The sequence below is a fragment of the Aestuariibacter salexigens DSM 15300 genome, assembly GCF_000429145.1.
GTDB lineage: Bacteria > Pseudomonadota > Gammaproteobacteria > Enterobacterales > Alteromonadaceae > Aestuariibacter > Aestuariibacter salexigens.
The window spans coordinates 185,920-204,188 of record NZ_AUBH01000007.1 but is presented as its reverse complement, the minus strand read 5'-3'; the positions used below and the strand labels follow the sequence as shown (position 1 = coordinate 204,188).

The following is an 18,269-nucleotide window of genomic DNA, read 5'->3' as shown; positions in this document are numbered from 1 at the left end:
TATTATCCTCTTCCTTCGTTGTTTTGCTGTGGGTTGGTAGTGAGCACGACTCGCTGGCCGTGAGTGTAGCAAAGGTCCACAACGCTATCAGTATCCAATTGTGAAAACCAATCTATAGCATCCTCTGCAAATGACGCTACGGTCTTTTGCATTGCCCCGGCAATCGCACCGTCGACGTCAAGCTTTTGGGTCGCTAACAGTGTCAACACCTCAGGTAAAATGGCAGACCACGGCAGAGAGCGCAGTCCGGCAGGGACGGCACGCAGTAAAAGGTGCCCGGCAACGTTATTGAGATCGAAACCAAGTGCGCCAAGCTGCTGTTGAATCACTTGCATGGTGTCAGTTGAAATATCGCTGGTCTGAATCGACACAGGTAACAACAGCGGCTGAGGCGTGGACTGCTGCGTCAGGCGTTGCTTCACCATCTGTTCCGTACAGGCAGTGACTGGCACTTCAAACAACTCAGTATCGAGGCGTATCAGCACACTTTCATCACTTATCCGCATCCAGTCAGCAGCAGCGAATCTGCTACAAGGTGTACTTTCTTCTCGTACGCTCATCAACTCATAATAACGCTGTGTCGCTTGCTGGGACGGCGCGGCTGCGCGCTGATGCGTTTCTGTCTGCAGCGAGCGCGATGAGGGTGAGTGATTGACATCAGACTCTCTGCGCAGCGGCGTAATGTAATCATGGTTTACCGGGGCAGGTTCACTGTAGAAAGTTTTGTCAGATAGCGCATCACTAACTGGCTGAGCCGACATATGTTGCTGCAGGGCATCGGCCAGCACCCGATAAATAAAGTCGTGCACCAAACGCGCCTGGTGAAAACGCACTTCATGTTTAGCAGGATGCACGTTTACATCCACCTGCTCCGCTGGAACATCGATATAAAGTACAAATGCAGGATAGCTTTCCTGCGCAATCAACCCTTCGTAGGCTTGCCTGACGGCGTGGTTGATAAGTTTATCGCGCATCATACGACCATTCACGAAACAATACTGCAGATCATTCTGGTTTCGAGCGTGTTCTGGCTGAGCGATCCAGCCATGCAGTCGCATAGTGTCATGGTCACAGTCAATGCCGATGGCCGCGTCAGCGAAATTCTTGCCACATATAGCCTGCACACGACGTAATCTGCCAACATCGTCACTGAGAGCAGGATATTTGCGCATCAGTTTGCCGTTATGCGTCAGCTGAAAACTGACATCGAAGCGACTTAATGCAATACGCCTGATGACGTCTTCAATGTGACCAAACTCGGTTTTTTCGGTACGCAGAAACTTGCGCCGCCCCGGCGTGTTAAAAAACAAATCCAGCACATCAATGCTGGTTCCCTTGGGGTGAGCCGCCGGCTTGATATTCACCTGCATATCCCGGCCTTCACAACTTGCCTGCCAGGCTTGCTGTTGACTCGCTGGACGAGATGTCAGGCTGAGTCTGGATACAGCACTGATTGACGCCAGCGCTTCGCCGCGAAAACCGAGGCTCTGAATGGCTTCGAGATCATCCAGGCTGGCAATTTTGCTGGTTGCATGGCGACTCAATGCCAGACTGAGTTCCTGCTTGTCGATGCCACACCCGTTGTCACGGATGCAAATGCGTTTATGTCCGCCTTTTTCAATGTCGATATCAATCTGCGTGGCACCAGCATCCAGGCTATTTTCTACCAACTCTTTGACTACAGAGGCAGGACGTTCAACCACCTCTCCTGCGGCAATCTGGTTAGCCAGACGTGCTGGAAGTATCTGAATAGGCAAATGGCACTCGCTGTTTATTTTACGATTTAGATGCGTGGGATGGTTAACACCTGACCGATGCGAACCATATCGCTGGTCATATTGTTAGCCTGCTTAATGCTACTCACTTTAACATTATAACGTTGTGCAAGTAGTGATAACGATTCACCGCTGCGAACTTTGTGCGTACGCTGTTCAGCACGCTGAGATGCCCACAAGGTTCCTTCTGGTGGTGTTTTGCGGAAAAAGTGACTTACCGCAGTAAACAGTGATTCGGCCAGATCCTGACGGTACTTCGCCCAGTTCAGGTTCTTTTCCTCTTGGGGATTGGAGATAAAGCCCACTTCCACCAAAATAGATGGGATATCCGGTGAGGTAAGGACCGCCAGGCTGGCAGCCTGAGGCGCGCGCTTGTGCAGCTTCGTTACCTTTTTCAATTCCCGTAATATCGATTCACTGACGTCATAACTAGTGGCCATCGAGTAATCCATTGAGAGCCCCAGAATGGTCTCAGTAAGATAGCGCTCACTCGCTTTATCAGTAATCACTTCTGCAGCGCCACCAAGCAGCACTGAATGTCTTTCCGTATTCTCCATCCACCTTCCGAGTTCGTTATCAGCGCGGCGCATTGACAATACCCACACAGATGCACCACGCGGCTGAGGCGAGTGGAAAGCGTCGGCATGCACGGATATCAGCAGGTCGGCCTTGTGCTCACGAGCCAACTCTGGACGCCGGTTTGGATGAATGTAGTAATCTGCAGTTCGGATCATCACCGCGCGCATGCCCGGCTCAGCGTTTATTAGTGTTTCAAGCTTGCGGGAAATGCTCAAAGTGATGTTTTTCTCATAGGTGCCGCTGGGCCCGATTGAACCTGGGTCTTCGCCTCCGTGACCTGCGTCTATAGCAACAATGATGTCTCTATCTCGCTGGTTTTGCGTCCTGTCCAGCACAACCTGAGGCGCGGCTGGTCTTGAATCAATCAGGTCGATCACCAGTCTGTCACCGTAGGGCTCGGTGGGCGGCATAGCGAAAATCTCAGGTTTCGCTTTGCGGTTGAGTTCAATCACCACCCGAATTCCGTCATCGTGTTTCGGGGTGCTGTGGCGAATGTTCTTGATCAGGTCTCCAGAGATGTCGAATTGACTGAAGTCGACTTTTTTGTCGGTGTTATCAAAATCGATAACCAGTCGCTCTGGATTGGTCAATGGAAAATAGGTGTATTCAGGTTCAGCTGCGAGATCAAATACCACACGCGTGCTGGTGGGCGATGGCCATACACGAAGACTGTCGACGCGATTAATTTTAGCGAAAATGGGATGGCTGAGCAGCACACTGCCCATAAAGAGAAAGACAACGATGTGGTAACGCTTTAGACCCATCATGGTAATGATAACGACTTCAGCAGATTTTCACCCTGCGGCGATTCTGCACGCAGTTCAATGTTACGCCCTGTGCCTGAAAACTTAATACTAATGCTAATATCGGGCGCTGCCAAGACTTCCGCACCCTTATCAGGCCACTCTATCAGACAAATGCAATCTTTTTCAAAATAGTCACGAATGCCCATAAACTCCAACTCTTCGGGGTCGGATAAACGGTACAGATCAAAGTGGAACACCCGCCACGGTCCAACCTGATAGGGCTCGACAAGCGTATAGGTCGGACTTTTCACGTTGCCGGCGTGGCCCAACCCGCGCAGGAATCCTCTACTAAAGCACGTTTTTCCCGCCCCTAAATCCCCGTGTAAATGGACAACGGTCGCAGCATCAGTTACCGCTGCCAGCGATGACGCCAGTTGTTCTGTCGCCACTTCGTCTTGAGCAAAAAAGTCTATGCGCATCAATTATTCAGCTGTCTGAGGTATGGAAACAAATCTGACGCAATCATACCACGCTGACCTTGCTGCGCAGCAAGATCTCCTGCTGCAGCATGCATACAAACCCCTCGCAGCGCCGCATCTGTTAATGACATACCTTGCGCGATCAACGCCCCCAGCACACCGCTTAACACATCGCCCATGCCGGCGGTTGCCATCCCCGGGTTGCCCTCTGCGCACACCCAGCAATCCTTGCCATCAGATATTAATGAGCCCGCACCCTTCAACACCGTTGTGGCATTGAAATTATCGGCAATGTCTTTGACCGCTCGAAAACGGTCTTGTTCAACACTGGAAATGTCACAATCAAGCATACGCGCAGCCTCACCGGGATGCGGTGTGACTATCAGGCGCGATGAAGGCACGCTAAGCTTCATCTTCACCAGCAGGTTAAGCCCGTCGGCATCCACAAGTGTTGGCTTGTCGGCTAACTTCAATGCGTCAATGGTCTCTCTGACAACGCGCTCACTCCATTCACTGCGACCAAGCCCCGGACCAATGATGATACAACTGGCCCAGGCTATCATTTGCATAAGATCGTCAGCACTGACCATCACCTCGGGTCGGCCAGCGGCCACCGACGGCTGAGAATGAGGATGACAGTATACTTTGACCAGTCCGGCACCGCTCCTCAGTGCGGCTTCAGCAGTAAGACGAATCGCACCTGGCATGCCTTCGCCACCACCAATGCACAACACGCGACCATTGGCGCCTTTGTGGGCATTATTTAAACGTGGCGGTAGGGTAGGCGCGTCAGAAAAGTACAGTAATCTTGCTGAACTTGAAGCCAGTGGCCTGAATGTCTCTCTGATACCCAGGTCGTTAAATACCAGCTCACCACAAAGTTGTCTGCCAAGCCCTGTGACCAGGCCGAGTTTGACACCAACAAAGGTGATAGTGGCGTTTGCCTGTACGCTAATCCCCACAGGCGCCCCCGTATCCGCATGTGTACCAGACGGAATATCGATTGATAAAACCGGAGTTGATGAAGCGTTTATGCGAGCAATGATATCCACAAACGGTGCTCTTACTTCACCCGACAAGCCAGTCCCCAGAAGTGCATCAACGATCACATCAGCCGCGTCAAAATCGACATCATCCGCTGCCAGACACTGGCCTCCCAACTCCAGCCACTGCTCGGCGGCGCGCTTGGCATCACCGGCAAAGGCTCGTTCAGGCTGAACAACGCAAAGGGCAACATCCAGACCTGCCTGCAACGCCAGAGCAGCGACGATAAAACCATCACCACCGTTGTTTCCTACACCTACTGCAACAATAATGCGCCTTGCCTTTGGCCAGCGCTTTCTCAGATAAGTGAACGTTGACTGCCCGGCCCGCTGCATCAGTGTGAACATACTGACGCCCGCTGCCTGTGCCGCAGAAGGTTCATGTTGGCGCACCTGCTCGGCGCTGTATAATCGACAGGAATTCATTTGCATGGACATATGGGCGCTTATTGTCATGTCATCGTTAACCACCGAAGATCTCGCAACACTCGCAGACCAAATTAAACAATGGGGCAGCGAGCTTGGTTTCCAGCAAGTGGGGATCAGTGATATTGACCTTAGCAAACATAAAGACGCTCTGCACCGTTGGCTGCAAAATGGTTATCACGGCGACATGCGCTTTTTTGAGCAAAACCTGGATAAGCGCACTCAACCGGAACTCCTTCATCCGGGTACAGTGCGCGCTATTGCAGTGCGTATGGATTATCTGCCTCCGGATGCAAGCTTCGCCAAAGCGCTGTCAGCAACTGACAAAGGCTACATTAGCCGCTACGCGCTGGGCCGTGATTACCACAAGATACTGCGCAAGCGCCTCAAACAACTGGGCGATAAAATTAAGCATCAGTTTGCTGATAGTGACTTTCGTCCTTTTGTGGATTCGGCACCGGTGCTTGAGCACGCGCTGGCAGAAAAAGCTGGACTGGGCTGGACTGGTAAGCACTCACTTACTATAAATAAGGACAATGGCTCTTGGTTTTTCTTAGGAGAGCTGTTTATCAACCTGCCTTTGCCAATCGATAAGCCAGTTGAGGAAAACTGCGGTAGTTGCACAGCGTGCATGACAATTTGTCCAACTCAGGCCATTGTTGAACCCTACGTCGTCGATGCACGGCGCTGTATCTCTTATCTGACCATTGAATTGAAAGGTACTATCCCCGAGCAACTTCGCTCTCTGATTGGCAATCGCATCTATGGCTGTGATGATTGTCAACTGGTATGTCCATGGAACCGCTATGCCAAAATCAGTACGGAAGCTGATTTCATGTCACGCCCAGCATTAAAAGATCAAACCTTGCTGCAGCTATGGAGTTGGGATGAGCAGACGTTTCTCGACAATACACAAGGCACTGCCATACGCCGTATTGGCTATCAAAGATGGCGCCGAAATCTGGCCGTAGGATTAGGCAATGCACCATTTGATGACGCCATTGTCAACGCATTACAACGCGCTCGGGATGAGGCTTGTGTTCTAGTCAGAGAGCACATTGACTGGGCATTAGCGCAACAACATGCGAGCAAGGTTAGCATGTCTCGCACCACATCCAGGCTGATCAGAACAATAGAGAAGGGCTTACCCAGAGATGCATAACCATCAATAGTAGCCGGCGATGTGAGTGGATTTAATGTAAACGTTTATGCACCGAAACACGTATTTCATATTAACAATAAAAACATTCCCTGCCCATGGACCTGATATTTTTTGATTTAGATGGCACTTTGCTGAATAAGCAATCGTCACTTAGCACGTACACGCGGGATACATTAAACCTTCTAACAGAGAAGCGTATTGCGCACACCATTGCTACCGGCAGAACAATGCAGTCTGCGCAGCGCGTCATCGGTTCACAACTGTTTAACTTACCCCATATTTACAGTAATGGCGTAGCGGTATGGGACCCCAAGGACAATGGCCTGACGCTGAGTAATCTGCTCGATAATGAAGAGATTGATATTATCGTTGACAGTGCCACCTCGCTGGGACTTGCACCTTTTATCAACACAGTCGCCACCAGTAATGCCAGCCATTCTCATGTTGTGTTTTATGGCCCTACACATCACAAGATTGAAGAAGATTTAATTGCTAATTACTTTGTCCGCCAGAAAATATCATTAAAGCCCTACAAGTCCCTGCCAGCTAACCATCAGGTAACAAATATCAGCATGATTGGCGCACGAGAAACGATACAGAAGGTGAACGATCACATTGCGCAATTTGACAACCTCGTCGCCTATTCGGGCCAGGCGCTGGAAGGCGAACAGTTTAGCTGGATAGACATACACCACAAACTTGCCAATAAAGGCAGTGCCGTTGAGGAGTTAAAAAGCATGCTGGGTGCGACCAATGTCATTTGTTTTGGCGACAGTTATAACGACCTGAGTATGTTTGAACTTGCTGACGAGGCTTATGCGCCAAGTAATGCAAAAGATGAAATAAAACGGGCAGCCACAGACATAATTGGCCATCACGATGATGATGGCGTCGCGCAGTTTCTAAGAGACAGATTTAGTTTGTAAATCTCTAATTGAATGCATTAGTGAACAAGGTAACCAATATCGCTTTGCACCAAGCCAGTCATTAGATATTGCTATCCTCACTATTCTCTAACGTGCAAAACGAAGTACGTTACGCTGTCTTCTGATTTTGATGAACTGGAAACACTGCTGTAATGCCACCACTGCTGTCCACGCAGATCGTCAACAATCGTTTCCCACTGTTCGTGGGCGCCATCAAACTGACCAATGATATCGCAGATTTTCTCGGTACATCGTAGATGTTGTAAATCCACGTTGTCAGACAGCGGATGTAGAATAAAAAAATCACTGATCTCGGTCTGTGCCTGCCAGTCAATATCTTCATCGGGAACATCATCACTAATCGGCTCTGCTTGTCTCACGCCTGCCCGCTCGTTTTTGACTTTTTCGATTATGCCCGCAACGTCTGATGACTCCTCATCGCTGTTTTCAGATTGCGTCGAGGTGGGCGTAGCCTTGGCGTTTTCAGATACTGTTTCAGTCACGGACCCAACATTGCTATCTGCAAGTTTTGGGCGTTCAGATGTTGTGGTGCTGTCCGGTGTCGGTATTTGAGGCGTCAACTCAACAGAATTGGCTTCGGCGCCTTGTTTATAACCAAGCCAGTATCCTGTTGCAGCGCCTGCAATCAGCGCTGCCAACAGTACAGCCGTGTGTTTCAACACAGTGGTTAGCCTTGGTGATACTGACGTGAAAAACGATGCACGGCATCAACAAACACACCCGCATGCTCAGGCGGCACATCAAGGTGAATGCCGTGGCCAAGATTAAACACGTGTCCGCTGCCGCTGCCATAGCCTGCCAGGATACTCTGCACTTCCTGCTCGATTCGCTCTGGCTGCGCATACAGCATTGAAGGGTCCATGTTGCCTTGCAAGGCTACCTTATTGCCGATACGCGCCCTCGCTTCAGCGATATCGATGGTCCAATCGAGGCCGACCGCGTCGCAGCCGGTATCTGCAATCGCTTCTAACCACATGCCGCCATTTTTGGTAAACAAAGTAACTGGAACACGACGACCTTCATTTTCGCGTGTCAGGCCATCTACTATCTTGTGCATATACTGCAGAGAAAACAATTTGTAGTCTCTCGGGGACAGCACCCCGCCCCAGGTGTCAAATACCATCACGGACTGCGCACCTGCGGCAATTTGTGCATTCAGGTAAAGGACAACGGCATCAGCCAACTTATCCAGCAGGCTGTGTAGTGCTGCAGGCTCAGCAAAGGCCATTTTCTTTATTTTCGTAAAAGCTTTGCTGGAGCCGCCCTCGATCATGTAGGTTGCCAGCGTCCAGGGACTACCAGAAAAGCCGATCAAAGGCACGCTACCTTTTAACTCGCGGCGAATAGTTCGAACCGCATTCATCACGTAGCCCAGTTCCTGCTCTGGGTCAATGATTGGCAACGCATCTATCTGAGACTGACTGCTTAACGGAGACTCAAATTTGGGCCCCTCACCCGCTTCGAAGTACAGTCCCAAGCCCATGGCATCTGGGATAGTAAGGATGTCCGAAAATAAAATCGCTGCGTCCAGCTCATAACGTCGCAATGGCTGCAAGGTCACTTCACAGGCAAGTTCAGCATTTTTGCATAGCGACATGAAGTCACCAGCCTGCGCCCGAGTTGCTTTGTATTCAGGCAAATAGCGCCCGGCCTGGCGCATCATCCATACAGGTGTGACATCAACAGGTTCTTTTAACAGGGCTTTTAGATAGCGGTCGTTTTTTAGCGGCGCCATGTGTTCCTCAACGGTTACACCAACAAAGTCATCTCATTGGCAGTGCAGCAAAGCTGCGCATTCTATCCTAATCACTGCACGCTGAGAATGGTTTGCTGTTGCCTAAGGAGGCACTGTCAGACAGAAATCCATCATCTGCACGCCAAATGTTGCAAATTTGTGACAAAGTGGTTGCAACCACATATCACTCTTTGCTATAATAATGCTTGCGTTAAGACAAAAATAAAGAAGCTCGATTAACGAGCCCACCACGCTAAAATATTTAAGCCCCTCTAGGGGCTTTTTTATTGCCCGCTTTTTATGCGTTTTAACGTTTCTTCAATAAGCCTGCCCGCGATGGAGAAAGTGGGTGGTATAAGCGGTAGATTATCTGCGGCAAACCACTTCGCATCCTCGATTTCATCGGGCTCTGGGACTATCTCTCCACCATCGTATTCAGCCAGAAAACCGACCATCAGGGAATGTGGGAAGGGCCACGGTTGGCTGCCAAAATATTCCAAATTCTTCACCCGTACGGAAACTTCTTCCATAATTTCACGGTGCACTGCCTGTTCAAGGCTTTCGCCACTTTCCACGAAGCCTGCCAGTGTCGAATACATGCCTGTCTTTACGTGGCGTTTACCTAAGGCAAGAAGAATTTTGTCACCGTCGCGAATGGCGGCAATGATACAGGGTGATACTCTCGGGTAGCATCGATGTCCACAGCTGTGACATTGCGTCGCATACTCCCAATCGACTCTGTGACTGGCGCTGCCGCATTGCCCACAGAAACGGTGTGTACGATAAAAGAGCACCAATTGCCATGCACGGGCGGCTTGTTCAAATAATTGGTCGTTACATTGCATCAGCAACCTTCTCAGACTGACCAGTTCCATTCCTTCAACACTTGGCTGCTCAGCGCCCAAATCCAAAAAGTAGCAAGGTGTAGTGTCGATTTCTGAAAACTGGGTGACGTCGTCACTGTATTGCTCAAGCGTATTTAATGATGACCATTGCGTAAGCAACGGGCCATCACTGTCCACGGGTTGCAACACTCGGTCACCGCTAAAAATAAACCAGTATCCGTGCGCAGAATTAGTAATTTGCATATCTATTCCATACCACCTGTTTTAGTGCACATTAGCATGGCGCTGTGGGACTCGACCAGCCGAGCTGACCCAATCAAATGCTTGTCCCCCCTCGCGCCGATGTTATACTCGTTAATCCGATAACACGTACAGGGATACACCCTATGTTACACCAGGTCGAAAGAGCGGAATCACGTTGGGGTGGCAGTCACGACGTTATCGATAGCTGGCTGAATGAACGAAAAGAATTGCTCATACAGTATTGCCAACTAGCGGGCTTACCACCGTTCAGTCGGGCGGCGGGCGCACTACCTGACAAAGAGTCTGTTTTGGCGTTCTGTGAAATCCTGATGGATTATGTGTCCGCTGGTCACTTCGAAGTTTACGAAAAGCTGACAGGTGAAGAAGCCAAGCGTGACGACACTCACCACTATGCCAGCATTTCACAAACCACCGACGTCGCACTGGACTTTAATGATCGCTTTGCGACTGAGTCAGACCACGTCGGAGAGGGATTCGATAGTGCGCTTTCTGCGCTAGGTCAGGCGTTAGAAGAACGCTTTGAGCTTGAAGATGATTTAATTAATGCAATTTATGACAACGCAGACACCTGAGCTGTTAAAAGGCATTCATGGAGCAAGATACTATAATTAAAGCACGCGAATTTTGTGAAAGTCGCGGTGCCCGATTTACTCACCTACGTGAAAAAGTCTATCAACTATTGTTGAGCAGCGGTGGTGCCGTCGGTGCCTATGATCTGCTTGATACGCTGAAACAGACTGAAACCAATGCCAAGCCCGCTACCGTCTATAGAACGCTGGATTTTTTATTAGAATTCGGACTGATACATCGGCTCGAATCAACCAACACGTTCATTGCCTGTCATCACTTTGGATGCTCACACCCTGTGCAGTTTCTCATTTGTGATACCTGTGGCGAAGTTGAAGAAATACAATCAGACGGTTTGAAAGAGACCCTGAATAAGCAGGCTGCGTCGTATGGGTTTCAGGTGAGTAAACAAACCATAGAGGCACATGGAACCTGTGCTAAATGCCAATGACGATGTGGCCGAGCTGGCTATACTGATACTCAAACAGGACGATTTACGGATAATTAGTGACAATTTTTCATGAATGTAGAATTTATTAATCCCTTTATAAACGCACTGCGCAATGTTCTGGCAACCATGGCACAAACTGAGCTAACGCCAGGCAAGCCAAGTAAGAAAAAAGACGCTGTCGCACGCGGTGATGTGTCGGGACTCATCGGCATGGTAGGACCACAGGTTAAAGGGTCATTATCGATCACTTTTGATGAGACGCTGGCATTGGAAATTATGCATAAAATGCTCGGTGAGCGTCCCGCCAAAATTGATAATGAAGTCACAGACATGGTCGGTGAGATTACCAATATGATTTGCGGCGGTGCCAAAAACGAATTAGCGGAAAAAGGCTATGAGTTCGGCATGGCCACTCCCGCCGTGGTGTCGGGCAAGGACCACACGATCAGTCATCAAGTAGACGGTCCGAAGATCATCCTGCCGTTTAACGCGCCAGAGGGCAAAGCGTATATGGAAATATGCTTTGACAAATAATGTCTGGTACCAGCAAAAAGTGACGCTTACGGCGAAATCCAGAGGATTCCATCTGATTACTGACGACATTATGTCTGCCGTACCGCAAATAAGAGACATTGAAATAGGCCTGATGCATGTATTTTTACAACACACCAGTGCCAGCTTGTGTATCAATGAGAATGCGGATCCAACGGTAAGGCAAGATCTTGAAGCCCACGTTAATGTGTTGGCTCCAGAGAATGCGCCCTACTACCGGCATACCTATGAAGGGCCTGATGATATGCCCGCGCATATCAAAACGGCACTTCTGGGCAATCAACTTACACTGCCCGTTGGCCAGGGGAAATTACTGTTAGGTACCTGGCAAGGTATCTATCTGGGCGAGCACAGGAACCACAGTAGCGCTCGCACATTGCTTGTCACCTTACATGGACAAGGCTATACATAATGAACAGATGCGAGCGACAGCGGTAATAGGTAGAATCATTCACAGGTAAACAGAATTCGTGGTTTGCATTCTGCTTACAATCATAAAGTGGATGGCCTAGCCAACGTCGCCGGTCAACAAAATATAATGTTAAAAAGGAAACACTCATGCAACGCAAATCACTGCTGCCTCTTATCATGTTGGGTCTCGCCCCCACTGTTATGGCAGACGACCATAGCGGTAAACAGAACTGGGTTGGAGGCTTCGTCGAGTACAATCAACTTGACGGAGACAAGCCACCACCAACTGGCTATCTGGACGATGGTTACGGATTGGGTTTTGAGTTTGGCTATATGCTCAATGAAAACTGGGCTGCCAGAGTTGAAGTCTCTCGTCTTGATATCGACGTAGACGCGACGCCGCCGGTCATTGATGATAAGACCGGTACTCGCTATGGGATAGATGCGATGGTCTTTATGGACGACGACCTCATGTACCTTTTTGGTGGCGCTAAATTCCAGGATCTTGGCGACACTTACCGCATGGCCAATGTGGGGATTGGTAAGCACTGGCAGGTCGCAGACAGCTGGCGGATCATCACTGAGGCAGCGACCTATTATGATTTTGGCCAGGGTTACAATGACTACAGCTTTAAGCTTGGCCTTGCCTATGCCTTCGGTGCGCCCGCTGCAGCACCTAGTGCACCAAAAGATAGCGACAATGATGGTGTCATGGATGGCCGCGACATGTGTCCAAATACACCTGCTGGTGTCGCTGTAGACGAAAACGGTTGTAATAACGACCGCGACGGCGATGGCGTAATCAATGCCAATGACGAATGTCCGCAAACGCTGCCAGGCACAAAAGTCGACGCCAAAGGCTGCGCGATGAAAGCTGAAGCTGACAGTGACGGCGACGGCGTGGTTGACAGCAAAGATGCATGTCCAAATACTCCGCGCACTGACAAGGTAGATGCTACGGGCTGTAGCGTATTTACCGAACAGCAGGTAGCGGTGCAGTTGAACGTGCTATTTGCTAACAACAGTGATGTGATTGAAAATCCTGCTGACTCTAAATTCCAGGACTTCGCAAACTTTATGCGTCGTTTCCCGAATACCAAAGCGGAAATTGCCGGTCACACATCTTCTGTTGGTAATGCTGACTACAATCAGCAGTTGTCAGAGCGTCGCGCAAATGCCGTACGCACTTTGCTAATTGAGCGCTATAACATTGCAGCTAGTCGACTGACTGCGGTTGGATATGGCGAAACCCGCCTGCTCGATACGGCCAACACCGCTGCCGCGCACGCCGCAAACCGTCGTATAGAAGCAACGGTCAGCGCAATGGAAAAAGTCAAAGTTTCCAGAGACTAAAAATACCAACGGGAGGCAATGCCTCCCGTTTTTTTGCGTCTTGTAGACTTATATTCTAATAATCGTCTGCGCGTGCCGGTCCGGCATAATTATCAAAGCGTGAGAAATGCCCCTGGAATGTCAGGCGGCACGTACCGATAGGCCCGTTACGCTGCTTACCGATTATAATTTCTGCGATACCCTTGTCTTCGCTGTTCTCGTGATACACCTCATCCCGATAGATAAACATAATAAGGTCGGCATCCTGCTCGATTGATCCTGATTCACGCAGGTCAGAGTTGACTGGTCGCTTATCAGCCCGTTGTTCAAGGCTACGGTTTAGCTGTGACAATGCCACAACCGGAACTTCGAGCTCTTTGGCCAGGGCTTTCAGAGAACGAGAAATTTCAGCAATTTCCAGGGTCCGGTTATCGCTTAAGGCTGGCACCTGCATCAACTGCAGATAGTCGACCATGATCATGCTTATACCGCCGTGCTCGCGAGCCAGCTTTCTGGCGCGGGTGCGCACTTCCATGGGTGTAAGGCCGGAGGAATCGTCGACAAACAGATTGTTTTTATCTTTCAGCATTGCCATGGTGTTGGAGATCCGAGCCCAATCCTCATCATCCAACTGTGCAGTACGGATTTTGGTTTGATCAACGCGGCTCAAGCTCGCCAACATCCTCATCATGATCTGTTCAGAAGGCATCTCGAGACTGAAAACCAGCACCGGCTTTTCTTCTACCAACATAGCATTTTCAACCAGATTCATCGCAAAGGTTGTTTTACCCATTGATGGACGGGCGGCCACGATGATTAGGTCCGACGGTTGCAGTCCGCTGGTCTTTTTATCCAGGTCAGTAAAGCCTGTCGATACGCCGGTCACTTCTTTATTGGTTTTTAACAGTGCTTCCAGACGGTCTATTGTTTTACCCAGGATAGGCTCTATACCCTGAGGGCCTTCATTATTGGTAGTACGGCTTTCAGCAATCTCGAACACTTTGCTTTCGGCAAAATCGAGGATCTCACTGCTGTCACGACCCTGTGGGTTATAACCAATGTCAGCAATCTCATGTGCTACGCCAATTAACTCGCGGGTAATGGCTCGCTCTTTAATGATATTTGAATACGCCACCACGTTGGCTGCGCTGGGTGTATTTTTCGCCAGCTCACCGAGGTAAGCAAAGCCCCCCGCTTCCTCTAACTGCTCCTGCTGCTCGAGTGCTTCTGATACGGTAATCAGGTCAACGGGCTTATTGTCAGACAGCAGCTTGAGAATGGCGCGGAAAATAATTTGGTGTGAACGGTTATAAAAGTCTCTGTCTGTGATCAGTTCCGCAACCTTATCCCAGCTATCAGGCGCAATTAGCATACTGCCCAATACAGATTGCTCGGCCTCCATCGAGTGTGGTGGCACTTTTAATTTTTCGATTTTGCTATCAGCAGAGTTTTGCGGTACGACTTTCACGTCACATCATTGGTTTGAAACGAAGGGGACAGATTATGCGGGATCCTCGGCCAAGGTTAAAGTGATCAGCTGCCAACAAATCCAATACCTCTGATATTTATCCAAAAAAAAGCTGGCGATAATGCCAGCTTTACCAATCAATCACATGTCACTACTTTCTATCGACCTTCACACGACCGCTGACTGTGGATATTTCGACCATGCCGTCGCCACCGTTGACGGAAAACTCCAGCCAGCGACTTGGACCATATTTGGCCTTCTGCACCTGATCGCTGGTCAGGTCATTGTTGATCCGACCGCCGGCATGGGCCTGGATATCGAACCTGGCTGACACGTCTTTCTGAAAATACAGGCTGATTGAGCCGCCTACCGATGTCGCTCTCACATCCGCACCGCTTAACAGATTCATCGTCGCTTCTAGGCTGCCGTTAACCGTTGTCATATTCAAGTCTTCAACCTGATCAAGGGTCAGCTCAACGTCTCCATTGACGGTTTCCGCTTTAATATCACGACTGTCAGAAATCACCCGGATATCGCCGTTTACGGATTCAAAAATCAATTCTTCAGATTCAGTTTGCTCGGCCCGAATATCGCCGTTAACGGTTTCAGCTTTCAGATCTCCCCGCAAACGTTTGGCTTCAATGTCGCCATTCACTGATTCCAGGCGAATACGTCCGGCGACGTCATCAATTTCCATATCACCGTTGACGACATCAATATCAAGCCCGCCATAGACACCTGTCACGTCGACATCTGCATTGGTTGAGGTATAGTCAATCCGACTGTTTTCGGGCACGTAGATTTCCAGTCTGTCACCATCGTCATTATTCCAGCCACCCCAGCCAGAACTGCGTTTGACTTCTACCTTGATGATGGTGCGATTACCATCGCTCTCAAAGGTGAACTCTTCAGTACGGTCACCCAATTCGCCGCGCACGCGAACCTCATCCTGATCCCAGCCTTTAATGGTCGCACGACCATTCATATGCTCAATCTCTACATAGCCGTCTGCTGGTGCGGATAGGGTTTGGTCAACCTTTTCTCCTGCGGTTAATGGCAAACTCACCAGGCTGAAACCAACGACCCATCCCCATTTCTTTATGCTCATCAACTTCATGATAAACCCCTTAAATCTGACGCCATTTTGGCGAATGCACACGCTCTATGAGCGTAATTTGTTGTTGATACACGTTCTGCAACATCTGCAACAGGGCGACATTATCCGGGTCCTGTTCCAGGGCCGCTTTAATAGCAACCGCTGCTTCATCCAATTCTTTAAGCTGCTGCTGCCAGTTTTCCGTTAGCGCTGGCTGGTCCTGAAAGCTAACCATCAATGCATTTAGCTGCTGCTCATGTTGCTGACTCAGTGCTTGTACTAACTGTTCGCCAGCTTCGTCAGAAGCAGGCTGCTGTAAAGAAAACCAGCCTACGAATGCAGCCACTGCGATACTCGCTGCAATCGCGTACAACCCGCCCTGCGTCTTGTGTCCGCTGTGGCCTTGCTGCTGGGCCTGTGCGCCATTGTTTGCCAATGCATGTTCGATACCTGGCCACAGATCCCGCTGCGGTTGCTGCGACCTTGACAATGCATCAATATGCTCTGCAAGCTGTTGTTCAAAATTGGGCTTACTCATATCCCATCCACTCTTTCAGTAATTGCTTGGCACGATGAAACTGCGCCTTGCTTGAGCCGACCGCCATATTTGTCATCTCGGCAATTTCTTCGTGTCGGTATCCTTCAATCGCATGTAGTACAAAGACCACTCTGGCTCTTTCCGGCAATCTGGCTACGTAAGCATCCAAATCGATATCACCAACCGATTGCTCAGCTACACTCTCAGCTGCTGCACTTGTTTCGATATTAAACATACGTTGCAACCAGCCACGTTGTTTTCGTAAGTATGAAATCGTTATGTTCGACGTCACACTGTGCAACCAAGTTGAAAACTTGCTCTGTCCATGGAATTTGTCCAGCTTTTGCCACAGTTGGATAAATACTTCCTGTGTGGCGTCCTCGGCCAGTCCGCGGTCCGCAGTTAGTCTCATGCACAATGCATACACCTGACCTACATGAGCATGGTAGAGCGCATGATATGCCTGCTTGTCACCTGACTGTGCTGCTTTGACCATGCTGAGCGTACTGTTTTCAGCAAATTTGTCTTCTGCAGCAACAACGTTTCCGCTACGTTCCAATCGATTTATCTTTTAGGTTGCTTTGGAGGGTTAGTCGCAGGGTAAATCAGAAAGGTTTAAAAAGAAAAAGTAAAATATTTACGGGCAAAAAAAACACCGCCTTCAGGCGGTGTTTCTACTATTAAAAAGCGCTTTGCTTATGCTTCTGCGATGATAACCAGTTTGATTGTGGTCATCACATCAGAGTGCAGTTGCAGGTCGATTTCATATTCGCCAGTTTCGCGAAGTGTACCAGTAGGCAATTTCACTTCCGCTTTAGCGACTTCAACGCCAGCAGCTGTAATTGCTTCAGCAATGTCACGTGTACCAACTGAACCAAACAGTTTGCCTTCGTCACCTGCCGGAGCTGCGATAGTGACTTCAGCAAGCTCTGCCACTTTTGCTGCGCGGGCTTCAGCGGCTGCCAATTGCTCTGCAATTTTGGCTTCCAGCTCAGCACGACGTTGTTCGAACTTTTCTACGTTCTCTTTTGTCGCAGGAACCGCTTTTCCCTGAGGGAAAAGGAAGTTACGAGCATATCCTGCTTTAACAGTGACTTGGTCACCCAAACCGCCCAGGTTGGCGATCTTGTCTAGTAGAATGATTTCCATCTTTGCTACCTCTATATTCGCCGGCGATTACTTGTGAGAATCAGTGTATGGCAACAGTGCCAGGAAGCGCGCACGCTTGATGGCTGTTGACAACTGACGTTGGTACTTAGCACTTGTGCCAGTAATACGGCTAGGGACGATTTTGCCACTTTCAGTGATGTAGTTTTTCAGTGTCGCGATGTCTTTGTAATCGATCTCAGTGACACCGTCAGCTGTGAAACGGCAGAACTTACGACGTCTAAAATAACGAGCCATGGTCTGTCTCCTTACTCTTCTGCTTCTGCTTTCGCAGCAGATTTTTCTTCAGTCGCAGGCTTCTCATCACGCTTTTCACGGCGCTCTTCTTTTGCCATTGGCGACGGCTCAGTCACTGCACCCTTGGTGCGCATAACCAGGTTACGCAGGATAACGTCGTTGAAACGGAATGCTGTTTCCAGCTCTTCAACGGCTTCTGCAGTGGCTTCTGCGTTAATCAGCACGTAGTGTGCTTTGTGCAGTTTCTCGATTGGGTAAGCCAGTTGACGGCGGCCCCAGTCTTCCAAACGGTGGATAGTTCCGCCGTCCTGAGTGAGGATTCCGGTATAACGCTCGATCATGCCGGGGACTTGTTCACTCTGATCAGGGTGAACCATAAAAACGATTTCGTAATGACGCATCGTTGCTCCTTACGGTTTTCGCCTTGGACAGCTCAGCCACACTGTATA

21 protein-coding genes are annotated in these 18,269 nt (G+C 49.5%); 7 read left to right on the top strand and 14 right to left on the bottom strand.

Annotation, left to right across the window (positions count from 1 at the left end; translation table 11 throughout):
• Positions 1-2 precede the first annotated feature (2 nt).
• From mutL to G441_RS0112595, 4 genes are read right to left on the bottom strand one after another with little or no spacing between them, the layout of a single operon-like run.
• Complete coding sequence (gene mutL / locus G441_RS18630; protein WP_051275580.1) at positions 3-1,757, bottom strand: DNA mismatch repair endonuclease MutL; 1,755 nt, start codon at positions 1,755-1,757, stop codon at positions 3-5.
• 26 nt (positions 1,758-1,783) lie between these two features.
• A complete protein-coding gene (locus G441_RS0112605; RefSeq protein ID WP_240485140.1) occupies positions 1,784-3,079 on the bottom strand; it encodes an N-acetylmuramoyl-L-alanine amidase in 1,296 nt (431 codons plus the stop codon).
• A 38-nt stretch (positions 3,080-3,117) separates the two neighbouring features.
• A complete protein-coding gene (gene tsaE, locus G441_RS0112600) occupies positions 3,118-3,579 on the bottom strand; it encodes a tRNA (adenosine(37)-N6)-threonylcarbamoyltransferase complex ATPase subunit type 1 TsaE (RefSeq protein ID WP_026376686.1) in 462 nt (153 codons plus the stop codon).
• On the bottom strand, positions 3,579-5,060 hold the full coding sequence (locus G441_RS0112595; protein WP_051275579.1) for a bifunctional ADP-dependent NAD(P)H-hydrate dehydratase/NAD(P)H-hydrate epimerase: 1,482 nt from the start codon (positions 5,058-5,060) through the stop codon (positions 3,579-3,581). Before G441_RS0112595 ends, tsaE begins: the two co-directional genes overlap by 1 nt.
• A 16-nt stretch (positions 5,061-5,076) precedes the next feature.
• Here G441_RS0112595 and queG point away from each other — a divergent pair, with 16 nt between their 5' ends.
• Together queG and G441_RS0112585 are read left to right on the top strand one after the other, a co-directional pair.
• Entirely contained in the window at positions 5,077-6,210 is a 1,134-nt protein-coding gene (gene queG / locus G441_RS0112590; RefSeq protein ID WP_026376684.1) for a tRNA epoxyqueuosine(34) reductase QueG, read from the top strand.
• Between the two features lie 95 nt (positions 6,211-6,305).
• On the top strand, positions 6,306-7,136 hold the full coding sequence (locus tag G441_RS0112585; RefSeq protein WP_026376683.1) for an HAD family hydrolase: 831 nt from the start codon (positions 6,306-6,308) through the stop codon (positions 7,134-7,136).
• Positions 7,137-7,216: 80 nt separating this feature from the next.
• Here G441_RS0112585 and G441_RS0112580 read toward each other — a convergent pair whose 3' ends face one another.
• The 3 genes from G441_RS0112580 to nudC all read right to left on the bottom strand — a co-directional run bounded on the left by G441_RS0112580 (position 7,217) and on the right by nudC (position 9,980).
• The gene (locus G441_RS0112580) at positions 7,217-7,819 is read right to left on the bottom strand and encodes a hypothetical protein (RefSeq protein WP_026376682.1); all 603 of its coding nucleotides are present in this window, start codon (positions 7,817-7,819) and stop codon (positions 7,217-7,219) included.
• A 5-nt stretch (positions 7,820-7,824) separates the two neighbouring features.
• Entirely contained in the window at positions 7,825-8,892 is a 1,068-nt protein-coding gene (gene hemE / locus G441_RS0112575) for a uroporphyrinogen decarboxylase (RefSeq protein ID WP_026376681.1), read from the bottom strand.
• A 284-nt stretch (positions 8,893-9,176) separates the two neighbouring features.
• The gene (gene nudC, locus G441_RS0112570) at positions 9,177-9,980 is read right to left on the bottom strand and encodes an NAD(+) diphosphatase (protein WP_026376680.1); all 804 of its coding nucleotides are present in this window, start codon (positions 9,978-9,980) and stop codon (positions 9,177-9,179) included.
• Positions 9,981-10,123: 143 nt separating this feature from the next.
• Here nudC and G441_RS0112565 point away from each other — a divergent pair, with 143 nt between their 5' ends.
• From G441_RS0112565 to G441_RS20015, 5 genes are all read left to right on the top strand, one after another.
• The gene (locus G441_RS0112565) at positions 10,124-10,573 is read left to right on the top strand and encodes an Rsd/AlgQ family anti-sigma factor (RefSeq protein WP_026376679.1); all 450 of its coding nucleotides are present in this window, start codon (positions 10,124-10,126) and stop codon (positions 10,571-10,573) included.
• A 17-nt stretch (positions 10,574-10,590) separates the two neighbouring features.
• On the top strand, positions 10,591-11,019 hold the full coding sequence (locus tag G441_RS0112560; protein ID WP_026376678.1) for a transcriptional repressor: 429 nt from the start codon (positions 10,591-10,593) through the stop codon (positions 11,017-11,019).
• 69 nt (positions 11,020-11,088) lie between these two features.
• Positions 11,089-11,553 (top strand): chemotaxis protein CheX, encoded by a 465-nt coding sequence (locus G441_RS0112555; protein ID WP_026376677.1) that lies wholly within the window; start codon positions 11,089-11,091, stop codon positions 11,551-11,553.
• Entirely contained in the window at positions 11,543-11,983 is a 441-nt protein-coding gene (locus G441_RS0112550; RefSeq protein WP_026376676.1) for a secondary thiamine-phosphate synthase enzyme YjbQ, read from the top strand. The genes G441_RS0112555 and G441_RS0112550 overlap by 11 nt, the downstream gene beginning before the upstream one ends.
• A gap of 146 nt (positions 11,984-12,129) precedes the next feature.
• Positions 12,130-13,335: an OmpA family protein gene (locus G441_RS20015; RefSeq protein WP_026376675.1), complete on the top strand. Its 1,206-nt coding sequence runs from the start codon at positions 12,130-12,132 to the stop codon at positions 13,333-13,335.
• Between the two features lie 55 nt (positions 13,336-13,390).
• On the opposite strand, the gene dnaB is transcribed toward G441_RS20015, so the two are convergent.
• The 7 genes from dnaB to rpsF all read right to left on the bottom strand — a co-directional run bounded on the left by dnaB (position 13,391) and on the right by rpsF (position 18,221).
• Entirely contained in the window at positions 13,391-14,782 is a 1,392-nt protein-coding gene (dnaB, locus tag G441_RS0112540; protein WP_026376674.1) for a replicative DNA helicase, read from the bottom strand.
• Between the two features lie 151 nt (positions 14,783-14,933).
• Positions 14,934-15,899, bottom strand: coding sequence for a DUF4097 family beta strand repeat-containing protein (locus G441_RS0112535; protein ID WP_026376673.1), 966 nt, complete (start codon positions 15,897-15,899; stop codon positions 14,934-14,936).
• A gap of 10 nt (positions 15,900-15,909) precedes the next feature.
• On the bottom strand, positions 15,910-16,416 hold the full coding sequence (locus G441_RS0112530) for a hypothetical protein (RefSeq protein ID WP_026376672.1): 507 nt from the start codon (positions 16,414-16,416) through the stop codon (positions 15,910-15,912).
• The gene (locus G441_RS0112525) at positions 16,409-16,975 is read right to left on the bottom strand and encodes an RNA polymerase sigma factor (protein ID WP_026376671.1); all 567 of its coding nucleotides are present in this window, start codon (positions 16,973-16,975) and stop codon (positions 16,409-16,411) included. Before G441_RS0112525 ends, G441_RS0112530 begins: the two co-directional genes overlap by 8 nt.
• Before the next feature lie 137 nt (positions 16,976-17,112).
• Positions 17,113-17,565 (bottom strand): 50S ribosomal protein L9, encoded by a 453-nt coding sequence (rplI, locus tag G441_RS0112520; protein WP_026376670.1) that lies wholly within the window; start codon positions 17,563-17,565, stop codon positions 17,113-17,115.
• Positions 17,566-17,592: 27 nt separating this feature from the next.
• Complete coding sequence (gene rpsR, locus G441_RS0112515) at positions 17,593-17,820, bottom strand: 30S ribosomal protein S18 (RefSeq protein ID WP_026376669.1); 228 nt, start codon at positions 17,818-17,820, stop codon at positions 17,593-17,595.
• Between the two features lie 11 nt (positions 17,821-17,831).
• Complete coding sequence (gene rpsF / locus G441_RS0112510) at positions 17,832-18,221, bottom strand: 30S ribosomal protein S6 (RefSeq protein WP_026376668.1); 390 nt, start codon at positions 18,219-18,221, stop codon at positions 17,832-17,834.
• Positions 18,222-18,269 lie beyond the last annotated feature (48 nt).